Origin of the sequence: Streptomyces murinus, assembly GCF_002154555.1 — a bacterium.
GTDB classification, from domain to species: Bacteria; Actinomycetota; Actinomycetes; order Streptomycetales; family Streptomycetaceae; genus Streptomyces; species Streptomyces murinus.
The window spans coordinates 1-19,975 of record NZ_MUNF01000043.1; the positions used below are offsets into that span (position 1 = coordinate 1).

Below are 19,975 nucleotides of genomic sequence, written 5' to 3' on the forward strand. Positions count from 1 at the left end.
GCCCGCCTCGCCGCCGAGGGCCCCCTGCGCACCCGGGGCACCGCCCGGCCGGTCGTCCGTGACATCGGCTACTACGTCGCCGGCGAGGGCGCGCTGGAGGTCTTCGCCCGCGTCGGGGCGGGCAGCCGGCTCCGCGCCCTGGCCTTCCGCCTCGAACGGGGCGCGGACCTGCGCTGGCGCTGCACGGCGGTGGAAACGGGCCCACGGCCCCTGCCGTAGCCGCGAGGGCGCTCCCGCGCGCCGCCGGGTGCGGCTCCGTCGTGGCCGCTCGCGCCGTTCCCCGCGCCCCTTCACAAGCGACCTGCGACTTCACAAGCGACCGGTAACGCGAAGGGGGCCGGGCTCCAAAGGAACCCGGCCCCCTCACGGAGTGCGCGTCACTTCTTGCGACGCCGCCCGCCCTTCGCCTGCTTGCGCCGCTCCGCCCGCGTCAGCCCGTCCGACTCGGACCGCACCGGCCCGTCGTCCTCCAGGTCGCGCTCGACGATGCCGCCCTCGCCGTCCACCGTGGGCGCGGAGAAGTGCAGATCCCGGCGCTGCGGAACATCGAGCCCCTTGGCGCGGATCTCCGGACGCCCCGCACCGGCCTGCGCCGGCACCGCGTCCTCGACACCCTCGCCGACCTGCTCGGCCTCCTCGACCGGGACCTCCTCGACCTGCTGCTCGACCTGGACCTCCAGGTTGAACAGATAGCCGACGGACTCCTCCTTGATGCCCTCCATCATCGCGGTGAACATGTCGAAGCCCTCGCGCTGGTACTCGACCAGCGGGTCCTTCTGCGCCATCGCGCGCAGGCCGATGCCCTCCTGGAGGTAGTCCATCTCGTAGAGGTGCTCGCGCCACTTGCGGTCGAGGACCGACAGCACGACCCGCCGCTCCAGCTCACGCATGATCTCGGAGCCGAGCTGACCCTCACGGGACTCGTACTGCTGGTGGATGTCCTCCTTGATGGACTCCGAGATGAACTCGGCGGTCAGACCGGCACGGTCACCGGCCGCCTCCTCCAGCTCCTCGACGGTGACCTTCACCGGGTAGAGCTGCTTGAAGGCGCCCCACAGCCGCTCCAGGTCCCAGTCCTCGGGGAAGCCCTCGGCGGTCTCCGCGGCGACGTACGCGTCGATCGTGTCGTCCATGAAGTGCTGGATCTGCTCGTGCAGGTCCTCGCCCTCCAGCACACGCCGGCGCTCGCCGTAGATGACCTCGCGCTGCCGGTTGAGCACCTCGTCGTACTTCAGGACGTTCTTACGCGTCTCGAAGTTCTGCTGCTCGACCTGCGACTGCGCGGAGGCGATCGCGCGGGTGACCATCTTGTTCTCGATCGGCACGTCGTCCGGCACGTTCGCCATGGACATCACGCGCTCGACCATCTGGGCCTTGAACAGGCGCATCAGGTCGTCGCCGAGGGAGAGGTAGAAGCGGGACTCGCCGGGGTCGCCCTGACGGCCGGAACGACCGCGCAGCTGGTTGTCGATACGCCGCGACTCGTGCCGCTCGGTACCGAGGACGTACAGGCCGCCGAGCTCCTCGACCTCGTCCTTCTCCGCCTTGACGGCCTGCTCGGCCTTCTCCAGGGCGGCGGGCAGCGCCGCGGCCCACTCCTCGATGTGCTCCTCGGGGTCGAGGCCGCGCTGGCGCAGCTCCGCCTCGGCGAGGTCCTCGGGGTTGCCGCCGAGCTTGATGTCCGTACCGCGGCCGGCCATGTTGGTGGCGACCGTGACGGCGCCCTTGCGGCCGGCCTGGGCGACGATCGACGCCTCACGCTCGTGGTGCTTGGCGTTCAGCACCTCGTGCTGGATGCCGCGCTTGCTGAGCTGCTGCGAGAGGTACTCGGACTTCTCGACCGAGGTGGTGCCGACGAGGATCGGCTGGCCCTTCTCGTGCTTCTCGGCGATGTCGTCGACGACCGCCTCGAACTTGGCCACCTCGGTGCGGTAGATCAGGTCCGACTGGTCCATGCGCACCATCGGCTTGTTGGTCGGGATGGGGACCACGCCGAGCTTGTAGATCTGGTGGAACTCGGCGGCCTCGGTCATCGCCGTACCGGTCATGCCGGAGAGCTTGTTGTAGAGGCGGAAGAAGTTCTGGAGGGTGATGGTGGCCAGCGTCTGGTTCTCGTCCTTGATGTCCACCCCTTCCTTCGCCTCGATCGCCTGGTGCATGCCCTCGTTGTAGCGGCGGCCGGCGAGGATACGGCCGGTGTGCTCGTCGACGATCATGACCTCGCCGTCGATGACGACGTAGTCCTTGTCCTTCTTGAACAGTTCCTTCGCCTTGATGGCGTTGTTCAGGTAGCCGACGAGCGGGGTGTTCACCGACTCGTAGAGGTTGTCGATGCCCAGCCAGTCCTCGACCTTGCTGACACCGGACTCATGGATGGCGACCGTGCGCTTCTTCTCGTCCACGTCATAGTCGCCGGTTTCCTCGACGCCCTTGAGCGGGTTTCCGGCCTCGCCCTTCTTCAGGCGCAGGACGAGCTTGGCGAAGTCGCCGTACCACTTGGTGGCCTGGTCGGCCGGGCCGGAGATGATCAGCGGCGTACGGGCCTCGTCCACGAGGATGGAGTCGACCTCGTCCACGATGGCGAAGTTGTGGCCGCGCTGCACCAGTTCGTCCTGCGACCACGCCATGTTGTCGCGCAGGTAGTCGAAGCCGAACTCGTTGTTGGTGCCGTACGTGATGTCGCAGGCGTACTGCTCGCGGCGCTGGGCCGGCGTCATGTTGGCGAGGATCACGCCGACGTCGAGGCCCAGGAACTTGTGGACGCGACCCATCATCTCGGAGTCGCGCTCGGCCAGGTAGTCATTGACCGTGACGATGTGGACACCGTCGCCGGACAGCGCGTTCAGGTACGCGGGCAGAGTGCCGACGAGGGTCTTGCCCTCGCCGGTCTTCATCTCGGCCACATAGCCGAGGTGGAGCGCGGCGCCACCCATCATCTGCACGTCGTAGTGACGCTGGCCGAGGACGCGCTTGGCGGCCTCGCGGACGGTGGCGAACGCCTCGGGGAGCAGGTCGTCCAGGCTCTCACCATCGGCGTACCGCTGCTTGTACTCCTCGGTGAGGGCCCGCAGCTCGGCGTCGGAGAGGTCGACGAAGTCCTCTTCGATGGAGTTGACCTGGTCCGCGATGCGGTGCAGCTTGCGCAGGATCTTGCCTTCGCCTGCACGCATGATCTTCGAGAGGACGGACACGGGGGCTGGTCTCCTTGCCGGTCGGGCCTGGGACGGTCGGGTTTCCATGTGACGTACTGAGCAACGGCCATCGTATGCGAGGACCCCGCCGCGCCGGGAGTGCCTGGTACCCCGGCCGCTGCTTCACAGGAACAACGGACGGGATATGCGGATAGTGCCGCATCGGCGCAGGGATTTGTGCGAAATGTGATCGCGCGCTCACGGATCGCGGAAACCGATGGCCCTTGCGGGATGGTACGAGCAGAATCGCCCGATGGAACCCGTCACGCTCACCACCGGCCGTCTTCGTCTGCGCGCCGTCGGACCGGCCGACACCGAGGCCGTGTACGAGGCCGCCCAGGACCCCGACATCCAGCGCTGGACCACGATCCCCTCCCCGTACCTGCCCGAGCACGCGCGCGGCTTCACGGAGGAGATGGTCCCGGGCGGCTGGGCGCACGGTTCGATGTTCACCTGGGGGATCTTCCTCGCCGGCGGGGAGCTGGCCGGCATGCTCAGCCTGACCATGCGCGCCCCCGCCGCCGCGGAGGTCGGTTTCTGGGCCACCAAGGAGCACCGCGGCCTCGGCCACGTCACGGAGGCCGTGCTCGCCGCCTGCCGCTGGATCTTCACCGACCTGGGCGTCGACCGGGTCGAGTGGCGCGCCGAGGTCGGCAACCACGGCTCGCGCGGGGTCGCCGAACGCGCGGGCTTCACCCTGGAGGGCACCCTGCGCTCTGCCGTCAACAACAAGGGGGTGCGCCGGGACTGCTGGATCGCCTCCCTGCTGCCCTCGGACCTCGGCCTGCCGTCCACCGCCCCCTACCTGCCAGGGCCGGCTCGGTGAACCCGCAGCTCAGGGCGGACTGTCAGTGGCACCCTCTATCGTCCGGGGCATGACGACCCTGCCGCGCCCGACCATCACGCTCACCGCGGACGACGCCCGCCGTATCGCCCTGCGGGCCCAGGGCCTGCTGGGCGCGCCCGACCGGCGGGCCGGGGTGCGCGGGGTGCTGCGCCACCTCGGCGCGGTCCAGCTCGACACGATCTCCGTCCTCGCCCGGTCGCACGAACTGGTGCCGTACGCCCGCCTCGGCGCCGTCGGCCGCACCACGGTGGAGGACGCCTACTGGAAGGACACGCACGCCTTCGAGTACTGGTCGCACGCCGCCTGTCTGCTGCCCGTCGAGGAGTGGCCGCACTTCGCCTTCCGCCGCCGCGCCTACCGCAACCGCCCGCACTGGAACCACGAACTCCCGGACGGGGTCTACGAGCAGGTCCTCAAGCAGCTGCACACCGAGGGCCCGCTGACCGCGACCGAACTGGGCGGCGCGAAGCGCACCAGCGAGTGGTGGGACTGGTCCGGCACCAAGGTTGCGGTCGAACGGGCGCTGATGTACGGCGAGGTGGTGTGCGTCGAACGCCGCGGCTGGAAGCGGGTGTACGACCTCGCCGAGCGCGCCGTCCCCACCGCGCTGCTGCACGACGAGCTGGACGACGCCGAGTGCCTGCGCCGCCTGGTCCGGCTGGCCGGCGAGTCCCTGGGCGTGGGCACCCGCTCGGACATCGCCGACTATCACCGGCTGAAGGGCGAGCAGGTGGACGCGGTGCTCGCGGACTCGGGTCTGGTGCCGGTCGAGGTGGCGGGCTGGGGCAAGCCGGCCTGGGCGGATCCGGCGGCTCTCGCGACCCCGCCGCGCGGCCGCCACCGCACCACCCTGCTCTCGCCGTTCGACTCGCTGGTCTGGGAACGGGCGCGTACGGAACGGATCTTCGGCTTCACCCACCGCCTGGAGGCGTACACCCCCAAGCCCAAGCGGGTGTACGGCTACTTCGCCATGCCGGTGCTCGCGGGCGGCCGTCTCGTCGGGCGTGTCGACCCGGCGCGGGAGGGCCGCACGCTGGTGGCCCGGCAGGTCACCCTGGACGGCCCCAGGGCGGTCCCCGCGGTCGCCCAGGCACTGCTGGAGGCCGCCACCTGGGTGAACTGCACGAACGTCCGGGTGGAGCGCGTGGACGACCCCGCCCTGCGCGGCCCGCTCACCGCGGAACTCGCCCACGCCCTCGGCTGAGGGGCAGTGCCGGGCGGCTAGCGGATCTCCAGGATCTTCTCCCGCATCGCGTAGACCACGGCCTCCATCCGGGAGTGCAGCTGGAGTTTCTCCAGGATGTTGCGGACGTGGTTCTTCACGGTGTTCTCGGAGATGAACAACTCCTTGGCGATGTCCCGGTTGTTCATCCCCGTGGCGACGAGTTTGAGGACTTCCAGTTCCCGGTCGGTCAACCGGGGCGCGGGCACCAGCCGGCGCTCGTCGGTGCGCTGGATCATCGACTTGAACTCGGTGAGGAGTTTCGACGCCATGGACGGGCTGATCTGCGACTGCCCGTCGGCGACCGCGCGAATGGCGGTGGCCACCTCGTCGGTGGAGATCTCCTTGAGCAGATATCCGGTGGCGCCCGCCTTGATCGCGTCGTAGAGGTCGGCCTCCTCGTCGCTGATCGTCAGCATGATGATCTTCGCGCTGGGGGCGACCTCCTTGATGGAGGTGCACGCCTCGATCCCCCCGCGCCGGGGCATCCGGACATCCATCAGCACGATGTCCGGCAGCAGATCGGCGGCCTTGTCCACGGCCTCGGCGCCGTCGCCCGCCTCGCCGACGACCTGGATGTCCTCCTCGGCCGCGAGCACGATCTCCAGTCCGCGTCTGAAGAGCGCGTGGTCGTCCACCACCAGGACTCTGATCGGTTCATCCCGCGAAGAGCCCCCGTCGAGGCACCTGCCGAGTACACCGTCGTCGGTGTCGTCGGCCTCCTCGCTCCGCATCGGTCCGAAGGTGTCCGCCATCGTTCCTCCCCCTGAAGGCTGTGGCCTGTGTGGTCCCGTGCCATCGCCAACCCAAGGCAGCGGCCCACCGGTTGGGCCCTTGCGGCCATGATTTCATGCCGGAACGACACCGAGGCGCCGTGCGCGGCGCGAAGTGGTCGCACACTGGTGCCCCGGGGGCGCACGCGCGCTCCAGGGGCACCGGTCGGGCTTCGATCCCGGGCGGTCAGCCGCCCAGCGTGCCCCCTGCCGCTGGGGGCTGCGCCTCGGCGACCATCGGGTCCGTGCTGAGGTGGATCACGCCGTAGTCGTAGGCGTGGCGCCGGTAGACGACGCTCGGCTCCTTCGTCTCGGAGTCGACGAACAAGTAGAAGTCATGGCCGACCAGTTCCATCTCGTAGAGGGCCTGGTCCAGGCTCATCGGGGAGGCGACGTGGGTCTTCTCGCGGACGACGAGGGGGCCTTCACCCTTGACCTCGAGCGAGCCGATCTTCGTGGTCGGCACTCCGTCCGTCTCGTCCTCCGCCACCGGGACGCCGTTTCCGTTCAGCGTCGCCGCGCCCGGTACGTGGTCGGGGACCTCCGCCGCCGAGATCCGCCGTGCGCCGCGGCGCGAGAACCGCTTGTCGTGCTGCTTGCGCAGTCGCGCGTCCAACTTTTCCGCCGCCATGTCGAGTGCCGCGTACGGGTCACTGGCCGCTGCCTCCGCCCGGATCACCGGGCCCCGGGAGCGGAGCGTGATCTCCACCCGGTCGCAGCGGTCGGCCTGTCGAGGGTTGGGCTCCTTGGACACCTCGACGTCGAGGCTGATCACCTTGCCATCGAGCTTCTGGATCTTCTCCAGCTTCAGCTTCTCGGCCACGTGCTTGCGGAACCGCTCGGGCACCTCGGTCTTGCGGCCTTTGACGACGATGTCCACGCAGAACTCCGTTCCCGGATCGCTCCGCTGCTTCGGCGGAGCATCTCCCTTTTGCACCAGGTCCGGTGAGCACCGGACCTCGGACTCGGTGACGTCCACCTCCTCCTCCCCCAAGGGCGGGATCTCCACCCCACCGGCGCGGGTGATTGCGCAAAACCCGCAGCACGGCATTCGGATATGAGAGGTGTGGCCTGCGCCTCTTTCCTCACAACCGAACATATCTCGCCCGGACGGATGTCGTCACCCTCTACTGCGGCGTACCTCCGTTCAGGTGAATAAACCCTCTCACTACCTGCAACGATGCAGGTCGGCGGTCAGTTCCTGTTTATTTCGAAAGAATCCGCAGGAGCGGCGATCACGGCCGCACGCAGCGGCGGTCCGAGGGCGTTCGCCACGGTCTTTTTCGCTGCACCATGCACCCACTTCCCTGTCTCCCACTTCGCCTTCTCCGGCCCTCCGGTACTTCGTTCCTCCCTTCCTTCCCGAGTTGCGTTCTTGTACACAGCTCTTGACTCTCCGATTCGCAGGGCACGTGCCGCCTCCGCGAGACTGGCGCCGGTGGTGACGAGGTCGTCGACGAGCACGACCCGGCCCCCGGCGAGCAGCCGGTCCCCGCCCGCCGTCACCTCCAGCGCGCCCGCCATGTTCGCCAGTCGTCGCCGCGCGTCCAGCCCCGCCTGGTCGGCCACGGGCCTGCGCTGGCGCAGCACCGCCGCCACCCGGGCCGGTGTCCCGGCGCGCCGCAGCTCCCCGGCCGCCGCGAGCGCCATCCGCCGTACCGGATCGTGCCCCCGCGCCCGCACGGCCCACCGCGCGGAGGGCACCGGCACGAGCACGACGGTCCCCGAAGTCCCCGTCCCGGCCGACGCGTCGAGGCCCGCCCGCACGGCCCCCGCCAAGGCCGCACCCAGCGCTCCCGTGAGCGTCAGCGCGCCCCGCTCCTTGTGCGCGAGAAGCAGCGCGCGCACCGCCTCCGCATACGGCGCCGACGCGTACACCGCGGGAAGTCCGGCCGGCTCCGGCTGCGGCCGCACCCGCCGGGGCGCGCTCCCGGCCAGCGCGGTCCGGCAGCGCGCGCAGAGCGTCGTACGAGGTGCTCCACAGCCCGCGCAGTCGGCCGGCAGCACCAGGTCGGTGAAGTCCCGCCACCACCCCCGCATGACCACCACTGTGCCAAGGCCGGAGCCGGCCCACCACCCCTGTGGACAACGGCCTGTGGATAACTCGCAGGGGCCGTTGGCCGGGCTGGGGCCGGCGTCCTCGGCCAGGCTCCTTCGACCAGCGCTGTCGGCCCTGTCAGCCGTGTCAGCCCGGATAGACCGGTGCCGTCCCGTCCTTGTCGACCTTCTGCCACTGCGCCCCGGTCGGCAGCCGGACGATCCCGTCGTCCGAGTAGGCCACCAGCGGCACCCGCTCGTCCTCGGAGGCGGCGATCGCCTTCACCCCGGGCAGCGTGCCGGGCGCCGGACCGTCGAGCGTGGCGCCGTCGACCTGGACGTAGCGCATCTGCTGCACGCCGCCCTGCTCCTGCCCGACCACCAGCAGCTGACTGTCCCCGGCCCAGGTCATGGTGCTGACCTGCTCCAAGTCGGGCGCGGCGGGACGGAGTTCGACCACCGAGGGCGCCTCCCCGGTCCGGTCCTCGCGCTCGATCCGGCCGATTTGCAGGGACTGCTTGCCGTCCTTCTCCACGACCAGCGCGATCCGCACGCCGTCGGCGGCCACCCGGACGTCCTTGATCCGGCCGGGCAGGGACGGGACGGTGACCTTCTCCGCCTTGGCGACGCCGTGCTCCACGACGTACAGGCCCGTGGCCTGCGGGTCGCGGTCGGCCACCCACAGGTCGCCGCGCGCGTCCCAGCTGGGTGTGGTCAGCCGGTCGGCGGGCGTCGGGCCCTTGCTGGTGACCAGCGCGTTGCCGAGCGAGCCGTCCGCGGTCAGCGATGTCACGCGCAGCGTCGCGCCGTAGTCGTCGACCGCGGCCACGCTGCGCTCGTCCCGCGACACGGCCACCGACTGGAGCGTCTTGTCGCCCTCGCCGAGCGCGCCCGGAACCTGCACCGACCCGGTGCCGGTGCTCCCGGTCGGCATCTGCACCAGCCGGTGCTTGCCGTCGACGTAGTACAGGTATTCGGGCCGCTTGGACGAGCCGTGCCAGGCGGCGGACTCGGCGCGCTGCTCGGTCAGATCGCACAGCCGGTGGCCGCCGGTGCCCCGCAACTCGACGGCTTCCAGGGTCGGCGCCAGGTTCCGCAGCGTGAACAGCAGCTGGGTGGCCATCTCGGTGCACTTGGACGCCGAGACCCGCGACTCCTTGAGGTTCAGGGGCACCGTCAGCCGGTTCTGGTCGTCCGGCGCCAACCCGGACACGCCCTTCTGAAGGGCCGTACCGGTCGGGAAACTGGAGCGCACCACCGGACCGAGCCATCCGGACGGTCCTGCCAGCACCGAGCGGACCATCTGCGTCATCGCGTCGACCTTGCTGCGCACGAACACCGGATCGGCGACCGCCACCGGCTCCCCGGCCGACCCGACCGCCGTACCGGAGGCGAAGTAGTACTTGTCGACGGACGTGTAGTTGCGCTGGAAGTCCGACTTGCCCATGACCACGCCGTCGGGCAGCTCGTCGATGCGCCACTGCCTGGTCTTGCTGTCCTGGCTCAGATGCACCTTCTTGCGGTAGGTGCCGGCCGCGGGCTCGTAAGCCTGCTTCGAGTCGACCGTGGCCACCTGGGTGCCGCTCAGCACACAGGTGACGCTCTTGGCCGTCTCCCGGCTGCCCTGGTGGCAGTCGGTCTCGATGCTCGGCCCGTTCGCGAGCACCGTGGTCGACTCCTCCGGCCGCCAGGTGCGCGCGGCGTCGTCCGTCAGGTACTTGCGGGCGGTGTCGTACGCCGGGTCGTCGCTGGTCAGCGCCTCCAGGAAGCCCTGCATGATCACGCCCGGCTTGGCGTCCTCGGAGGGCGGCATGGCGAACACCCGTACCCCGGTGTCCTGCCGGGGCGTGGACTCCACGTCCCGTAGATCACCGCTGTCGGGCATCGAGGCGCACCCGGCCAGCAGAACGACCCCCAAGGCGGTGTACGCCGCCGCGCGCCACGACTTCCGCCGGGCGCCCCCCTCGCGGTCAGCGCCCACGAAATGCCTCCCCTGGCTCGGTCGAATCCCCCGGCCGCGCTGTCTCCCGCCGATCGGCTTCCGGTCGTACGGCCCCACTGTCCGCCCCCGGATCCGCGGCGGGCCGTTCCTCCGGGCGCCGTACCGGCCCCGTGGGCCGGGACACCACGCGCGCGCCGTTGCCGTTGCCCGGCAGCGCGGTCGGGTCGACGGTCGGTGCGACGGGGGCGCGCGGGGGCAGCGCGGGCGCATGGCCGCCGCGCTGCTGCGCCGGAACGGTCGCCCGCTTCTCCGTGCGGGGCGTCCCGGAGTCGTCGGGGCGGCGCCTGCGGCGCGCGTCCTTGGGCTCCAGCGGTATCGGCGAGCCCCGCAGCGGCTCGTCCGCAGTCCTGGGCAGCGTCAGCCGGAACTGCGAACCGCCGCCCGGCTCGCCCCATGCCTGGAGCCAGCCGCCGTGCAGCCGCGCGTCCTCCAGGGCGATCGACAGCCCGAGGCCGGTGCCGCCGGTGGTGCGGGCGCGGGCCGGGTCGGCCCGCCAGAAGCGGCTGAACACACGGGTCGCCTCGCCCGGCTTGAGCCCGACGCCGTAGTCGCGCACCGCGACAGCGACCGCGCCGCCGGCGGAGGCCAGCTTGACGATGACGTCCTTGCCCTCACCGTGCTCGACGGCGTTGACGACGAGATTGCGCAGCACCCGCTCCACCCGCCGGGCGTCGGCCTCGGCGACCACGGGCTGGAGGTCGCCGACCACCCGTATCCGGGTGCCCTTGCGCTCGGCGAGCGGCTCGGCACCGCCGACCACGCGCCGTACGACCTCCCTGAGGTCGATCGGCTCGGCCTCCAGGGCCGCGGCTCCCGCGTCGAAGCGGCTGATCTCCAGCAGGTCCGCGAGCAGCGACTCGAAGCGGTCCAGCTGGTCGGCGAGCAGCTCGGCGGAGCGCGCGGTCACCGGGTCGAAGTCCTCGCGGGCCTCATGGATGACATCGGCGGCCATCCGGACCGTCGTCAGCGGGGTGCGCAGCTCGTGCGAGACGTCCGAGACGAACCGGCGCTGCATCCGTGACAGGTCCTCCAGCTGCTGGATCTTGCCCTGGAGGTTCTGCGCCATCTTGTTGAACGCCTCGCCCAACCGGGCGATGTCGTCCTCGCCGGTGACCTTCATGCGCTCCTGGAGGTGACCGGCGGACAGCCGCTCGGCGATCCCGGCCGCCATCCGCACCGGCGTGACGACCTGCCGCACCACCAGCCAGGCGATGGCGCCCAGCAGGACGACGACGAACAGCCCGGCGGTCGCCAGGGTGCCCTTGACCAGGCTGAGGGACTTCTCCTCCTGCGTGAGCGGGAAGAGGTAGTACAGCTCGTACGGCCGCCCGTTCGGGTCGTTGACCTGCTTGCCGATGACCAGCGCGGGCTGCGCGTCCTTGCCGTTGGAGTAGACGATCCGGGTGTAGCTCTGGGCGGCCGTCGTGCCGTTGTTGACCCGGTCACGCAGGTCGGAGGGGACGCTGGAGGTCGGGTTGACGTTGCCGGAGCCGCGCGGGCTGCGGCCGCCGCCGCTGTCGTCGTCGACGGGCAGCGTCACCACGTCGAAGGCGCCCGCGCCGCCGCTGGACAGCGACTCCACGAGGTCGCTCATCCACTGGATGACGTTCTGCGTGGGCCGGCCGTCCGGGCCCGCGGTGCCGTCCGTGCTGCCGTCGGCGGGAGCGGTGCCCGTGCCGTTGGTGCCCGCCGCCTCGTCGGCGCGCTGCTTGGCCACCGCGAAACCGCCCGTGGCCTGGCTCTGCGAGGCCCGCACCTTCGCGTCCAGCAGGCCGTTGCGCACCTGCCCGATCACGACGAAGCCGAGCAGCAGGACGACGCCCAGTGACATCAGCAGCGTGGTGGCGACGACCCTGAGCTGGATGTTGCGCCGCCACAGCCGCATCACCGGCAGCAGCGGGCGGCGCACCCAGCGCAGGAAGAGCCGCAGGACCGGGCTGCCCTGCACCCCGCCCTGAAACAGTCCGCCCTCGAAGAGCCGCCTCAAGCGTGTACCCGCCGCCGTCCGGCCGACAGGCCGCTTCGGACGGTCCCCGGGCATGCCGGACCCCGAAGCGACACTGTCCCCGGACATGTCAGCTCGGTCCCGCCTTGTAACCGACACCACGGACGGTCACCACGATCTCCGGCCGCTCCGGGTCCTTCTCGACCTTGGAGCGCAGCCGCTGGACATGCACGTTGACCAGGCGGGTGTCGGCGGCGTGGCGGTAGCCCCACACCTGCTCCAGCAGCACCTCACGGGTGAAGACCTGCCAGGGCTTGCGGGCGAGCGCGACCAGCAGGTCGAACTCCAGCGGGGTCAGCGCGATCGACTGCCCGTCCCGCTTCACCGAGTGCCCGGCCACGTCGATGACCAGGTCACCGATGGTCAGCTGCTCGGGCGCCGGCTCCTCGGAGCGCCGCAGCCGCGCCCGGATCCGCGCCACCAGTTCCTTCGGCTTGAACGGCTTGACGATGTAGTCGTCCGCGCCCGACTCCAGGCCGACCACGACATCCACGGTGTCGCTCTTGGCCGTGAGCATCACGATCGGCACGCCGGACTCGGCGCGGATCAGCCGGCACACCTCGATGCCGTCCCGTCCGGGCAGCATCAGGTCCAGCAGCACCAGATCGGGCTTGCTCTCACGGAACGCGGCCAGCGCCTTGTCGCCGTCGGCTACGAAAGACGGCTCAAAACCTTCACCACGCAGCACGATGCCGAGCATCTCGGCCAGTGCGGTGTCGTCGTCGACGACAAGGACTCGTCCCTTCATAAACGACATCATCCCATTCTCGTAACGACGGCAGAGGCGCAGGTGAGCAGGCTCACTGGCCTGTGACGATAGTCGTACGGGACCGTCACTGTCTGCCCCCGGCCGTCTCGCGGGGCGCCCCGCGGCGCCGGATCCGGGTCCGGCGCCGCGCTCCGGTCAGCCGGCCGCCGCCTCGCGCGCCCGCTTGCAGACCCCCGCGAGCGCCTCGCCCGACACCGGCGTGACGGCACCCTCCTCGGTGACGATGGCCGTCACCAGCTCGGGTGGTGTCACATCGAACGCCGGGTTGTACGCCTGCGTCCCCAACGGTGCCACCGGGATCCCGCCGCCGGGCCCCGTGATCTGCGCCTGCGGTGCCACCACCTCGGTCACCTCGAAGCCGGGACGCTGCTCGACCTCGATGGACGCGCCGTCGAGGGTGTCCGGATCGATGGTGGTCAGCGGCGCCACCACGATGAACGGCACCCCGTGGTGACGCGCGAGCACGGCGAGCGGGTAGCTGCCCACCTTGTTCGCCACCGAGCCGTCCGCCGCGATCCGGTCCGCCCCGATCAGCACCGCGTCCACCTCGCCCGCCGCGAACAGCGAGCCCGCCGCGTTGTCGGTGAGCAGGGTGTACGCCATCCCGTTGCGGGCCGCCTCGTACGCCGTCAGGCGTGCGCCCTGGAGCAGCGGGCGGGTCTCGTCCACCCACAGCCGCCGCAGCCGCCCCACGCGGTGCGCCGCGAGCGCCACCGCGAAGGCCGTGCCCTCACCACCCGAGACCAGCGCCCCGGTGTTGCAGTGGGTGAGGATCCGGTGCCCGCCGCCGGGCAGCAGCTCGTCCAGCAGCGCCAGACCGTGGGCCGCCATCCGGGCGCTGGCCTCGGCGTCCTGCCGGTGCAGCGTCCGCGCGGCGGCCAGCGCCGCGGCGGCCGCCGCGGCCGGGTCGCCGCCGCGGGCCAGCTCCGCCTCGTGCGCGGCCCGCGCCCGGCGCACACCGACGGACAGGTTCACCGCGGTGGGCCGGGCCTCCTCGATGGAGCGCGCCGCCTCGGGCACGTCGAAGCCCCGCGCGGCGGCGAGCGCGACGCCGTACGCCCCGGCGATACCGAGCAGCGGCGCCCCGCGCACGGCGAGCGAACGGATCGCCTCCACCAGCGCCGGCGCGTCCGTGCACACCAGCTCGACCTCCTCCGCGGGAAGCCTCGTCTGATCGAGAAGGACCAGTACGGGACCTTCGGGTGGTTCCTCCCATCGGATCGCCGGTATTCCGGACGGCCGTTCGTCCCCGCCGCTTCGTGCCTGATGATCAGCCATGCCGTCAGTCTGCCCCGGACACCGCGGCCGACTGAAGACATCCGGCCCGTACCTCGCCCGGACCCGACTTGACCACGCCATGGCACGATGTCCACCAACCTGCCGCCGCGACCGCGGACGGGCACCGAGAAGGAGCTCCGATGACAGACACTCCGGGCTGGGCCTCGCCCGGATCCGACCCGACGCCCGAGGGACGGGAACCCGGCGCGTCCGACACCGCCGACCAGCCCGGAAACGGCTCCGGCGCACCCGCGCCGCAGCCGGGCCCGCAGCCGCAGGGCCCAGGCGCGCAGTGGTCCGGCCAACAGCCGCCACCCGGCCAGTGGTCCACGCCCACCGGTGCCCCGGGCCAGGCCCCGCCGCCCGGCCCGGGCTGGGGCGGTCCCCGGCCCGGAGCACCCGGCGGCTACGGAGGCCCCCCTGGCTACGGCGCTCCCGGCTACGGGGCGCCCCACGGGTACGGAGCCTGGGGCGGCGGCTGGGGCGGTCCCCCGCCCGCGGCCAAGCCCGGCGTCATCCCGCTGCGCCCGCTCGGCGTCGGCGAGATCCTCGACGGCGCCGTCTCCACCCTGCGCACCTACTGGCGCACGGTCCTCGGCATATCCCTCGCGCTCGCGGTGGTCACGGAGGTCATCGCGGTCCTCGTCCAGGGCTACTTCCTGAACAGGACCGTCGAAAGGACGTCCCTCGGCGACCCGACCATGCCGCCCGCCGAGGCGCTGCGTGTCATGGGCGAGTCCTTCCTCAGCTCCATCATCCTGGGCCTGATCACCCTGATCGGCACCCTCATCGCCACCGCGATGCTGACGAGCGTGACCAGTCGCGCGGTCCTGGGCAGGCCGGCCACCCTGGGCGAGGCATGGCGGGAGGCCCGCCCGCAGCTGCTGAAGCTGTTCGGCCAGATGCTCCTGCTCGGTCTCCTCGGCCTCGGCGTCATGCTGGTCGCCTCGGTGCCCGGCGTCATCGGCTTCCTCGCCGGCAGCCGGGTCGCCGGAGTCGCGCTCCTGGTCCTCGGCTTCGGCGCCGGGATGGTCGTCCTCATGTGGCTGACGGTGCGTTTCTCGCTGGCCGCGCCCGCGCTGATGCTGGAGAAGCAGGGCATCATGCACTCCCTGCGCCGCTCCGCCAAGCTGGTGAACGGCTCCTGGTGGCGCATCCTCGGCATCCAGCTGCTCGCCGGACTCATCGTCGCTGTCGTCAGGGTGGTCATCTCGATCCCCTTCACCGTCATCGCCCTGATCACGAGCGACGACGGCCTGTCCAGCCTGCTGGGCCAAGGCGGCGGACACCTCAGCTGGACCTTCCTGATGATCGTCGGCATCGGCGCGATGATCGGCACCACCCTCACCCTGCCGATGTCCGCGTGCGTCACCGTGTTCCTCTACATCGACCAGCGCATCCGGCGTGAGGGCCTCGACCTCGAACTGGCCCGCGCCGCCGGTGTCCAGGGCACCCCGGCGCCCGCCGGCGCCCCCGGCCCGGTCCCGGGGAGCTGACCGGGTGCTCTTCACGGGGGGATCGTTCACGGCGCCGGGTTCGCCCGGCGCCGTGGCCACAGCCGTACACGGCCTGCTGCGCGCCTCGGGCACATCCGTCCTCGCGGCCGGCGGTCCCGGTGACACGCCACCGGTGACCATCCCGCGCGACCCCGCCCGCGAGGCGGCCCGGCGCGAACTGGCCAAGCGCATGTACCACGAGAACGATCCCAGCCTCTTCGAGCGCGCCCTGAAGGCGTTCTGGAACTGGCTCGACGATCTGTTCGGCAGCGCCGCAGGACCGACTCCCGGCGGCGCGGTCGGCCTCCTGGTGGTGATCCTCTTCGTCCTCGCCGTACTGGCCGCCCTGTGGTGGCGCCTGGGCACCCCGCGCCGCCGCCCGGCCCGCACCGCCGCCGTCCTGTTCGACGACGGCCCGCGCAGCGCCGCCGAACACCGCGCGGCCGCCGAGGCACACGCGGCCCAGAGCCACTGGAGCCAGGCCGTCCAGGAACGCATGCGCGCCGTCGTCCGCTCCCTGGAGGAGCGCGCCGTGCTCGACATCCGGCCGGGCCGCACCGCCGACGAGGCCGCCGCCGAGGCCGGCCGCGCCCTGCCCGCGCACACCGGCCGACTGCGCGCCGCCGCCCGGGAGTTCGACGATGTGACATACGGCGGACGCGCCGGGAGCGAGCAGTCGTACCAGCGCCTCGCCGAACTCGACCGCGACCTGGAACGCGCCAGGCCCGCGCACGCCGACAGCGCGGCCAGTACGGCCCACAGCAGCAGCCGGGGGGCCGCCGAGTGACCACCGAGGCCGCGGCGCCGACCGCCTCCACCTCCACCGCGCCCACGGCCCGCACGGTATGGACCCGGACGCGAGGCATCGTCCTCGCCGCCGTCCTGCTCCTGGCCGCGGCCGTCGCCATCGCCGCCGTACGCTCCACCGAGCGGCACGGCCAGCTGGACCCGCGCTCCGCCGACCCCTACGGCAGCCGCGCCGTCGCCCAGTTGCTGGCCGACCGCGGGGTCACCACGCGCGTGGTCACCACCCTGCGCGCCGCCCGCGCCGCCGCGGGCCCCGACACCACCCTCCTGGTCGCCGTCCCCGACCGGCTCACCAAGGGTCAGCAGAGCGAACTGCACCGGGCGACCGCGCCCTCCGGCGGGCGCACCGTCCTCGTCGGAGCGAGCGGCTGGTCCATCGGCCGGCTCGCCCCCGGGGTCAGCGCCGACCCCGCCGACAGCCTCGCCTCCACCCTGGCCCCCGCGTGCGCCCTGCCCGAGGCCCGGCGCGCGGGCCGCGCCGACACCGGCGGCGTCCGCTACACCACCACCCGGCTCGACGCCGACTCCTGCTACCCCAGCGCACGGCTCGCCACCCTGCTGCGCGTCCCGGCCGCCTCCGGGGGCGACACCGTCGTGCTCGGCGCCCCCGACATCCTCTACAACGACCGCCTCGACAAGCGGGGCAACGCCTCGCTCGCCCTGCAACTCCTCGGCTCCCGCCCCCATCTGGTCTGGTACCTCCCCTCGCTCTCCGACACCCCCGCCGCCGCCGGCGACGACAAGAGCTTCTTCGACCTGATCCCCTCGGGCTGGCCCTGGGCCACCCTCCAGCTGTTCATCGCGGCCGTGCTCGCCGCCTTCTGGCGGGGACGCCGCTTCGGACCCCTGGTGCCCGAAAGGCTCCCCGTCGCGATCCGCGCCTCCGAGACCACCGAAGGCCGCGCCCGCCTCTACCGCAAGGCCAACGCCCGCGACCGCGCCGCCGCAGCGCTGCGCTCCGCCGCCCGCACCCGCCTCGCCCCGCTCGTCGGGGTGCCCGTCGCCCAGGCGCACGCGCCCGAGGCCCTGCTCCCCGCGCTGTCCGCCCATCTCCCCGGAGACGGCCAGGACTTGCGCCCCCTGCTCTTCGGGCCGCCACCCGGCGACGACACGGCCCTGATCGCACTCACCGACCAACTCGACGCCCTCGAAAGAGAGGTACGCCGTTCATGACGGACCCGACCACCGACAACGCCGGGCTGACCAAGCTCGCGGGCGACCCCCGCGCCTCCCTGGAATCCCTGCGCGCCGAGATCGCCAAAGCCGTGGTCGGCCAGGACCCCGCCGTGACCGGCCTCGTCGTCGCCCTCCTGTGCCGCGGGCATGTCCTGCTCGAAGGCGTCCCCGGAGTCGCCAAGACGCTGCTCGTGCGCGCCCTCGCGTCCGCCCTCGAACTCGACACCAAGCGCGTCCAGTTCACCCCCGATCTGATGCCGAGCGACATCACCGGCTCCCTCGTCTACGACACCCGCTCCGCCGAGTTCTCCTTCCAGCCCGGCCCGGTCTTCACCCACCTCCTGCTCGCGGACGAGATCAACCGCACCCCGCCCAAGACCCAGTCCGCCCTCCTGGAGGCCATGGAGGAGCGTCAGGTCACGGTCGACGGCACTCCCCGTCCGCTCCCTGAGCCGTTCCTCGTCGCCGCGACGCAGAACCCGGTCGAGTACGAGGGCACCTACCCCCTCCCCGAGGCCCAACTGGACCGGTTCCTACTGAAGCTGACGATCCCGCTGCCCTCCCGCGAGAACGAGATCGACGTCCTCACCCGCCACGCCTCGGGCTTCGACCCCCGTGATCTGCGCGCCGCGGGCATACGCCCCGTCGCCGGCCCCGCCGACCTCGATGCGGCACGTGCCGCGGTCGCCGCGACGACCGTCTCCCCCGAGATCACGGCCTATGTCGTCGATATCTGCCGTGCCACCCGCGAATCCCCTTCCCTCACCATGGGCGTGTCCCCCCGTGGGGCCACGGCCCTTCTGTCCACCGCCCGCGCCTGGGCCTGGCTGACCGGCCGGGACTACGTCACCCCGGACGACGTCAAGGCCCTCGCCCTGCCGACCCTGCGGCATCGTGTCCAACTGCGCCCGGAGGCGGAGATGGAGGGCGTGACGGCCGACTCGGTCATCAACGCCGTCCTCGCCCATGTCCCGGTTCCCCGCTGATGGCGCTCACCGGACGCGCCGCCCTGCTCGCGGCCCTCGGCTCCCTCCCGGTCGGCATCCTGGAACCGGGCTGGACGGGCATCCTCGCGGTCAACGGCCCGCTTGCCCTGGCCTGCGCCTGCGACTTCGCGCTGGCCGCGCCCGTACGACGCCTGGTCCTGAACCGCTCGGGCGACACCACCGCCCGGCTCGGTGAAGCCGCCGAGGTGACGCTCACGGTCGCCAACCCGTCGCGCCGGGTGCTGCGGGCGAAGCTCCGGGACGGCTGGCCGCCCAGCAGCTGGCTGCCCGGAACGGAGGTCGAGTCGTCCCGGCATCAGCTGACCGTGCCTTCAGGTGAGCGCAGACGGGTCACCACCCGGCTACGTCCCACCCGCCGGGGTGACCGCCAAGCCGATCGTGTGACGATCCGCTCCTACGGCCCCCTCGGGCTGTTCTCCCGCCAGGGCGCCCATCGGGTGCCCTGGTCTGTACGGGTTCTGCCCCCGTTCACGAGCCGAAAGCATCTTCCGTCGAAACTCGCTCGATTGCGTGAACTCGACGGTCGTACAAGCGTTTTGACACGCGGTGAGGGAACGGAATTCGACAGTCTTCGCGAGTACGTCCCCGGCGACGACACCCGCTCGATCGACTGGCGGGCCACCGCCCGGCAGACCACGGTCGCCCTGCGCACCTGGCGCCCCGAACGCGACCGCCACATCCTTCTCGTGCTGGACACCGGTCGCACCTCGGCCGGCCGGGTGGGCGACGCCCCTCGGCTGGACGCCGCCATGGACGCGGCGCTGCTGCTCGCGGCGCTCGCCTCCCGGGCCGGCGACCGCGTGGACCTGCTCGCCTACGACCGCCGGGCACGCGCCCTGGTCCAGAACCGCTCCGCCAACGAGTTGCTGCCCTCCCTCGTCAACGCGATGGCCACGCTAGAACCGGAGCTCGTGGAGACCGACAGCCGGGGGCTGACCTCGATGGCCCTGCGCACGGCGCCCCGGCGTTCCCTGATCGTCCTGCTCACCACGCTGGACGCGGCACCGGTGGAACAGGGACTGCTCCCGGTGCTCCCCCAGCTCACGCATCGCCATACGGTCCTGGTCGCCGCGGTGGCCGACCCCTATATCGCGCACATGGCGAAGGCCCGGGGCAGTGCGGAGTCCGTGTACGAGGCAGCGGCAGCGGCCCAGGCGCAGGACGAACGTCAGCGCACCGCGGACAAGTTGCGCCGGCACGGTGTCACCGTGGTCGACGCGACCCCGGAGGATCTGGCCCCGGCCCTGGCGGACGCGTATCTGGCCCTGAAGGCGGCGGGTCGACTGTAAGCGACCGCCGATTCGCTGCCCTTCGGGGTACCACCGTGCCAGAATCTGTCCCCGAAATTGTCCGGGAACGCAGAAA

The 19,975-nt window shown here is 71.8% G+C and carries 16 protein-coding genes; 8 read left to right on the plus strand and 8 right to left on the minus strand.

Features of this window, described 5'->3' with window-relative positions:
- Positions 1–219 (plus strand): Rv3235 family protein (locus CCN72_RS03480; protein WP_086806272.1); only part of this gene is annotated, 219 nt, incomplete at its 5' end.
- Between the two features lie 158 nt (positions 220–377).
- On the opposite strand, the gene secA is transcribed toward CCN72_RS03480, so the two are convergent.
- A complete protein-coding gene (secA, locus tag CCN72_RS03485) occupies positions 378–3,191 on the minus strand; it encodes a preprotein translocase subunit SecA (protein WP_086806273.1) in 2,814 nt (937 codons plus the stop codon).
- A gap of 253 nt (positions 3,192–3,444) precedes the next feature.
- On the opposite strand from secA, the gene CCN72_RS03490 reads away from it, so the two are divergent.
- Both CCN72_RS03490 and CCN72_RS03495 read left to right on the plus strand, forming a co-directional pair.
- Positions 3,445–4,017, plus strand: a complete 573-nt coding sequence (locus CCN72_RS03490) for a GNAT family N-acetyltransferase (protein ID WP_086806274.1) — start codon at positions 3,445–3,447, stop codon at positions 4,015–4,017.
- Between the two features lie 49 nt (positions 4,018–4,066).
- A complete protein-coding gene (locus CCN72_RS03495) occupies positions 4,067–5,242 on the plus strand; it encodes a winged helix-turn-helix domain-containing protein (RefSeq protein ID WP_086806275.1) in 1,176 nt (391 codons plus the stop codon).
- 17 nt (positions 5,243–5,259) lie between these two features.
- On the opposite strand, the gene CCN72_RS03500 is transcribed toward CCN72_RS03495, so the two are convergent.
- The 7 genes from CCN72_RS03500 to mtnA all read right to left on the minus strand — a co-directional run bounded on the left by CCN72_RS03500 (position 5,260) and on the right by mtnA (position 14,124).
- Positions 5,260–6,015, minus strand: a complete 756-nt coding sequence (locus CCN72_RS03500) for a response regulator (protein ID WP_037661626.1) — start codon at positions 6,013–6,015, stop codon at positions 5,260–5,262.
- A 205-nt stretch (positions 6,016–6,220) separates the two neighbouring features.
- Positions 6,221–6,913 (minus strand): ribosome hibernation-promoting factor, HPF/YfiA family, encoded by a 693-nt coding sequence (hpf, locus tag CCN72_RS03505; RefSeq protein ID WP_107430054.1) that lies wholly within the window; start codon positions 6,911–6,913, stop codon positions 6,221–6,223.
- A gap of 314 nt (positions 6,914–7,227) precedes the next feature.
- Positions 7,228–8,073: a ComF family protein gene (locus CCN72_RS03510; RefSeq protein WP_086806282.1), complete on the minus strand. Its 846-nt coding sequence runs from the start codon at positions 8,071–8,073 to the stop codon at positions 7,228–7,230.
- A gap of 145 nt (positions 8,074–8,218) precedes the next feature.
- Complete coding sequence (locus CCN72_RS03515) at positions 8,219–10,051, minus strand: LpqB family beta-propeller domain-containing protein (RefSeq protein WP_208637907.1); 1,833 nt, start codon at positions 10,049–10,051, stop codon at positions 8,219–8,221.
- Positions 10,041–12,146: an MtrAB system histidine kinase MtrB gene (gene mtrB / locus CCN72_RS03520; RefSeq protein ID WP_086806276.1), complete on the minus strand. Its 2,106-nt coding sequence runs from the start codon at positions 12,144–12,146 to the stop codon at positions 10,041–10,043. The genes CCN72_RS03515 and mtrB overlap by 11 nt, the downstream gene beginning before the upstream one ends.
- 1 nt (position 12,147) lies before the next feature.
- Positions 12,148–12,837, minus strand: coding sequence for a two-component system response regulator MtrA (gene mtrA, locus CCN72_RS03525; RefSeq protein WP_187279108.1), 690 nt, complete (start codon positions 12,835–12,837; stop codon positions 12,148–12,150).
- 144 nt (positions 12,838–12,981) lie between these two features.
- Positions 12,982–14,124 (minus strand): S-methyl-5-thioribose-1-phosphate isomerase, encoded by a 1,143-nt coding sequence (gene mtnA / locus CCN72_RS03530; protein WP_086806277.1) that lies wholly within the window; start codon positions 14,122–14,124, stop codon positions 12,982–12,984.
- A gap of 140 nt (positions 14,125–14,264) precedes the next feature.
- Between mtnA and CCN72_RS03535 the strand changes: the two genes are divergently transcribed.
- Genes CCN72_RS03535 through CCN72_RS03555 form a run of 5 tightly spaced genes read left to right on the plus strand, consistent with a single transcriptional unit; the run spans position 14,265 to position 19,899 of the window.
- Positions 14,265–15,620 (plus strand): DUF7847 domain-containing protein, encoded by a 1,356-nt coding sequence (locus CCN72_RS03535; RefSeq protein ID WP_086806278.1) that lies wholly within the window; start codon positions 14,265–14,267, stop codon positions 15,618–15,620.
- Positions 15,621–15,672: 52 nt separating this feature from the next.
- Positions 15,673–16,407: a DUF4129 domain-containing protein gene (locus CCN72_RS03540; protein ID WP_086806284.1), complete on the plus strand. Its 735-nt coding sequence runs from the start codon at positions 15,673–15,675 to the stop codon at positions 16,405–16,407.
- Positions 16,404–17,600 carry a DUF4350 domain-containing protein gene (locus CCN72_RS03545; protein WP_086806279.1) on the plus strand — a complete coding sequence of 399 codons (1,197 nt, stop codon included), beginning with the start codon at positions 16,404–16,406 and terminating at the stop codon, positions 17,598–17,600. The genes CCN72_RS03540 and CCN72_RS03545 overlap by 4 nt, the downstream gene beginning before the upstream one ends.
- Positions 17,597–18,589, plus strand: a complete 993-nt coding sequence (locus CCN72_RS03550; RefSeq protein ID WP_086806280.1) for an AAA family ATPase — start codon at positions 17,597–17,599, stop codon at positions 18,587–18,589. The genes CCN72_RS03545 and CCN72_RS03550 overlap by 4 nt, the downstream gene beginning before the upstream one ends.
- Positions 18,589–19,899: a DUF58 domain-containing protein gene (locus CCN72_RS03555; protein ID WP_086806281.1), complete on the plus strand. Its 1,311-nt coding sequence runs from the start codon at positions 18,589–18,591 to the stop codon at positions 19,897–19,899. The genes CCN72_RS03550 and CCN72_RS03555 overlap by 1 nt, the downstream gene beginning before the upstream one ends.
- Positions 19,900–19,975 lie beyond the last annotated feature (76 nt).

Bases quoted from the DNA above. Each gene is read 5' to 3' on its own strand.
- CCN72_RS03490 (WP_086806274.1), top strand. From the start codon at position 3,445: ATGGAACCCGTCACGCTCACCACCGGCCGTCTTCGTCTGCGCGCCGTC.
- CCN72_RS03495 (WP_086806275.1), top strand. From the start codon at position 4,067: ATGACGACCCTGCCGCGCCCGACCATCACGCTCACCGCGGACGACGCC.
- CCN72_RS03500 (WP_037661626.1), bottom strand. From the start codon at position 6,015: ATGGCGGACACCTTCGGACCGATGCGGAGCGAGGAGGCCGACGACACC.
- CCN72_RS03510 (WP_086806282.1), bottom strand. From the start codon at position 8,073: ATGCGGGGGTGGTGGCGGGACTTCACCGACCTGGTGCTGCCGGCCGAC.
- mtrB (WP_086806276.1), bottom strand. From the start codon at position 12,146: ATGTCCGGGGACAGTGTCGCTTCGGGGTCCGGCATGCCCGGGGACCGT.
- mtrA (WP_187279108.1), bottom strand. From the start codon at position 12,837: ATGATGTCGTTTATGAAGGGACGAGTCCTTGTCGTCGACGACGACACC.
- mtnA (WP_086806277.1), bottom strand. From the start codon at position 14,124: ATGGCTGATCATCAGGCACGAAGCGGCGGGGACGAACGGCCGTCCGGA.
- CCN72_RS03535 (WP_086806278.1), top strand. From the start codon at position 14,265: ATGACAGACACTCCGGGCTGGGCCTCGCCCGGATCCGACCCGACGCCC.
- CCN72_RS03550 (WP_086806280.1), top strand. From the start codon at position 17,597: ATGACGGACCCGACCACCGACAACGCCGGGCTGACCAAGCTCGCGGGC.
- CCN72_RS03555 (WP_086806281.1), top strand. From the start codon at position 18,589: ATGGCGCTCACCGGACGCGCCGCCCTGCTCGCGGCCCTCGGCTCCCTC.